Raw genomic sequence first — 3914 nt, 5'->3', positions numbered from 1 at the left:
ATGCGGGCGGTGGGCGGCGCGCTAGGAGAGAACACGGGCGCGGGCTCCCTCCATGATGCGTCGGCGGATGGCCCCGGACGCCCCGTCGATCAGCATCGTCACGACGACGACCACGATGAGCAGGACACCCACCGTCGACCACTCACGGTACTGGGTGTATGAGGTCAGCATGTCACCGATTCCGCCGACACCGATCAGGCCGAGGACGGCCGACGATCGCACGTTGATCTCGAACCGGTACAGCCAGAACGACCAGAATGCCGGCTCGGCCTGCGGCCAGACGCCCCAGCGGAGCACCTGCAGCGTGCCCCCGCCGGCGGCACGCGCGGCTTCGATGGGTCCACGGGGCACGGCCTCGACCGCCTCGTAGCCCCACTTGCCGAGCGTGCCGATGCCGTTGATCGCCAGGGCGAGCGCACCGGTGAACGGGGTGAGGCCCGTGACCGAGAGGATCACGATCGCGATGATGATCTCGGGGACGGCGCGGATCAGCGAGAACAGTCCGCGCAGCAGCGCGCGCAGCCAGGCGGGGCCGAACCCGCGCGCGGCGAGCAGGCTCAGCGGGGTGGCGAGCAGGATGCCGAGGATCGTGCCGACCCACGCCATCTCGATGCTGCGCCAGGTCTGCCACAGGGCTTCGGGCAGCTTCTCCCAGTTGGGGCTGCCGAACATCAGCACGGTGTATCGCACGATCTCGGCGGGCAGGTCGGCGAGGCGAGCCCAGTTGATGTCGATCGACCAGAACGCCAGCACGACGATGCCGGTGACGATGATCCACGAGGCGACGAGCCACGGTCGGCGCGGCCTGTCGGGGATGGCCGCGATCACGGCGGGCGGGGTGAGCACGGAGGTCATACGAGCCTCCGGCGGATCGAGTCGGAGACGAGATCGATCACGATGACGACGATGAGGATCTCCAGGATGATGAGCGAGAGCTGGTCGTAGCGGTAGAAGGTGCGCACGGCGTCGATGAGCAGGCCCATGCCGCCGGCGCCGACGAGCCCGAGGACCGTCGAGGCTCGCACGTTCAGCTCGAACACGTAGAGCGTCTGATTGGCGAATGCGGGCCACGCGTCGGGAAGTGCGAGTGTGCGGTTGATCTTGGCCTGGGTGGCGCCGACCGCGCGCCCGGCTTCGAGCGGTCCGCGATCGTTCGTGTCGATCGCCTCGGACACGAGCTTGACGATGATGCCGACGTTGAAGAGCAGCAGCGCCAGGATGCCGGGGAGCGCACCGACGCCGACCATCGCGACGAGGATCGCGGCGTACAGCAGGTCGGGGACGCTGCGGATGACGTTGAGCAGCCCTCGCACGGCGATGCGCGCCGGCGTGTTCGGGTTGGTCGCGCGCGCCGCCCAGAAGCTGAGCGGCAGCGAGACCGCCGCGCCGATCGCCGTCGCGATGACCGCCATCTGGAGGGTCTCGATGAGCGGCGGAAGCGTGCGCGGGAAGAAGCTCCAGTCGGGCATGAGCAGCTGGACGATCTTGTCGGCGCCGTTCTGCCAGTTGCGTGCGATCGCCCCGAGGTCGACGCCGATCCCGATGCCGGGCAGGCACATCACGACCGTGACGACGATCACGGCCGCGACGACGACCGGCCCCTTCCATGCGCCACGGGGGCGCGCGGGGATGTCGAGCGCACGTCGACCGTCCGAGACGGGAGAAGCAGGGGACGCAGAGGTGCCGGTCACGCGTCCAACCGGTCTTCCGGGGTGAGCGAGCGGCCGTAGATGCTCTCGAAGTCGGCATCCGTCGCACCCGTCGCGGGACCGTCGTAGACGACCTCTCCCGCACGCATGCCGATCATCCGCGCTCCGTACTCCCGGGCGAGATCGAGCAGATGCAGGTTCACGACCACGGTGATGCCGAGGTCGCGATTGATGCGCCGCAGGTCGTTCATGACGCCGTGCGCGGTCGGCGGATCGAGACTCGCGACCGGTTCGTCGGCGAGCACGATGCGCGGTTCCTGGGCCAGCGCCCGGGCGATCGCGACGCGCTGCTGCTGCCCGCCGGAGAGATCGGATGCTCGGGAGTGCAGCTTCTGCAGGATGCCGACGCGGTCGAGTGCGTGGTACGCGCGCTGGCGATCGGCGTCGGGGTAGGCGCCGAGCAGAGTGCGCCACAGCGTGGTGTGCGCGAGGCGACCGACGAGCACGTTCTGCAGCACGCTGGCGCGGCCGGCCAGGTTGAAGCCCTGGAACACCATGCCGATGTCGCCGCGCAGCCGCCGCAGAGTGCGGGACGAGGCGCCGCTGACCCGATGCTCGCCGACGTCGAGCGTGCCGCTCGTGACTGGCACGAGGCCGTTGACTGTGCGGATGAGCGTCGACTTGCCCGAGCCGGAGAGGCCCACGACCACGACCATCTCCCCCGCGGCGATGTCGAGCGAGACGCGGTTCAGGCCGACCGTGCCGTTGGGATAGCGCACCGTGACATCGTCGAGGCGGATGGACCACGGCGTGGACGCCGCAGCGGGAGCTGCGACGTCCACGTTCCGGATGAGATCGGACAATTTACTGGAGCCCCAGGGCCTGGGCGGCACGGGCGACGACGTCGAGGGATTCGGGGTCGGCCGGTGCGAGCTTGGTGATCGAGTAGATGCTGGTGAGGATCTCGGAGCCCTCTTCGGTGTTCGAGAAGTCCTCGAGCGCCGTCGTGATGCGGTCCTGCAGCTCGGGCGACAGGTCGGACGAGACGGCGACGCCGTCGTTCGGGATCTCCTCGGTCATCGCGAAGACGACGACCTTCTGCCCGACGTCGGGGGTGTCCTTCTGCACGATGGTGCGCGCATCCCAGAAGCTGAAGCCGACCTCGGCGTCGCCGTTGTAGACCGCGAGCACCGAGGCGTCGTTCGCCGTCACGGGGATCTGCTGGATGTCGGTGTCGGTGTCGAGCCCGGCCTCCTGCAGAGCGAGGATCGGGTAGATGTAGCCGGCGGGCGAGCCGGGGCCGAGCACGGCGACCTTCGCGCCCTCGACCTTGTCGATGCTGTCGAGGCCTGCCGGACCGGTCATCGCGTCGGCGCCGTTGCAGAACAGCATCCCGTCGCGCTCGACCGGCTCGTCGTCGCAGTACTTGTCGGGGTTGTTCGTCATGAACTGCGCCGGGTAGGTGATGTTGCCGTTGCGCTCGGTCTGCAGCACGACAGAGGCGTCGTACATGTCGTTGGCCTGCCAGAGCTGCAGCGACGGGAGGAACCCGATCTGGGCCTGTCCCGCGCCCATGGCCTCGACGGCCGCCTGGTAGTCCTTCGAGACGACACCGGTGACCTCGATGCCGAGCTCCTCGGTGAGGTAGTCGGTGAGGGGTGCGGCGGTCTCGACGAGGCCGTCCTGATCCTGCGAGGGCACCAGGGCGAGCACGAGCGAATCCGGGTCGGCGGCGGGGGCCGCCGAGTCCTCGGGTGCCGCCGTGCTGCTGGAGCAGCCTGCGAGCACGACGGTCAGCAGTGCGCCGGCGGCGACGAGGCCCGCGGCGGTCCGGCGGAAGGGGGAGGTACGCATTGTCATCCTTCGATGGGGTGGAGGTGAGGAGGGGGTGGGGACGGGGAGAATGGTGCGGTTCAGGGAGAAGTGCGGTTCAGGGGCGCAGCCACGCCTCGAGCTGAGGGATCAGCGTCGAGAAGTCGTCGGCGCGGTAGGTGGGGGTCGCCTCGGCATCGGGAAAGCCGCCGATCAGGGCGGTCGCGTGACCTCGGGCGTGGGCGGGAGCGAGATCGTTGTGCCAGATGTCTCCGATGCTCAGCACCCGGGCGTCGGACGGCAGGTCGGCCAGGAACGCGTCGAGCCCCGCGGGCTTGCGGGCGCTCGTGACGATGCGGTCGAAGAGCCCGGCGAGGCCCAGCGCGTCCAGTGCCTGATCGATGCGGATCGCCGGAGCGTTGGTGACGAGCACGAGCTCCGCCTCCGACGCGG

The 3914-nt window shown here is 69.3% G+C and carries 5 protein-coding genes; all 5 read right to left on the bottom strand.

The annotated features are described in order from the left end of the window. Positions 1–21: 21 nt before the first annotated feature. Positions 22–855, bottom strand: a complete 834-nt coding sequence (gene phnE, locus RTM68_RS17530) for a phosphonate ABC transporter, permease protein PhnE (RefSeq protein WP_312173429.1) — start codon at positions 853–855, stop codon at positions 22–24. After that, positions 852–1691, bottom strand: coding sequence for a phosphonate ABC transporter, permease protein PhnE (phnE, locus tag RTM68_RS17525; protein WP_312173427.1), 840 nt, complete (start codon positions 1689–1691; stop codon positions 852–854). The genes phnE (RTM68_RS17530) and phnE (RTM68_RS17525) overlap by 4 nt, the downstream gene beginning before the upstream one ends. After that, positions 1688–2491, bottom strand: a complete 804-nt coding sequence (gene phnC / locus RTM68_RS17520) for a phosphonate ABC transporter ATP-binding protein (protein ID WP_312173426.1) — start codon at positions 2489–2491, stop codon at positions 1688–1690. Before phnC ends, phnE (RTM68_RS17525) begins: the two co-directional genes overlap by 4 nt. A gap of 22 nt (positions 2492–2513) precedes the next feature. Then, the gene (locus RTM68_RS17515) at positions 2514–3503 is read right to left on the bottom strand and encodes a phosphate/phosphite/phosphonate ABC transporter substrate-binding protein (RefSeq protein ID WP_312173423.1); all 990 of its coding nucleotides are present in this window, start codon (positions 3501–3503) and stop codon (positions 2514–2516) included. Positions 3504–3579: 76 nt separating this feature from the next. Then, positions 3580–3914: HAD family hydrolase (locus tag RTM68_RS17510; RefSeq protein WP_396654248.1), on the bottom strand; the 335-nt coding region annotated here is incomplete at its 5' end.

The sequence above is a fragment of the Microbacterium sp. genome, assembly GCF_031988965.1.
GTDB lineage: Bacteria > Actinomycetota > Actinomycetes > Actinomycetales > Microbacteriaceae > Microbacterium.
This window is presented reverse-complemented; position numbering and strand designations above follow the sequence as displayed.

Coding starts and splice junctions, on each gene's coding strand:
- phnE (WP_312173429.1), bottom strand. CDS start 855: ATGACCTCCGTGCTCACCCCGCCCGCCGTGATCGCGGCCATCCCCGAC.
- RTM68_RS17515 (WP_312173423.1), bottom strand. CDS start 3,503: ATGCGTACCTCCCCCTTCCGCCGGACCGCCGCGGGCCTCGTCGCCGCC.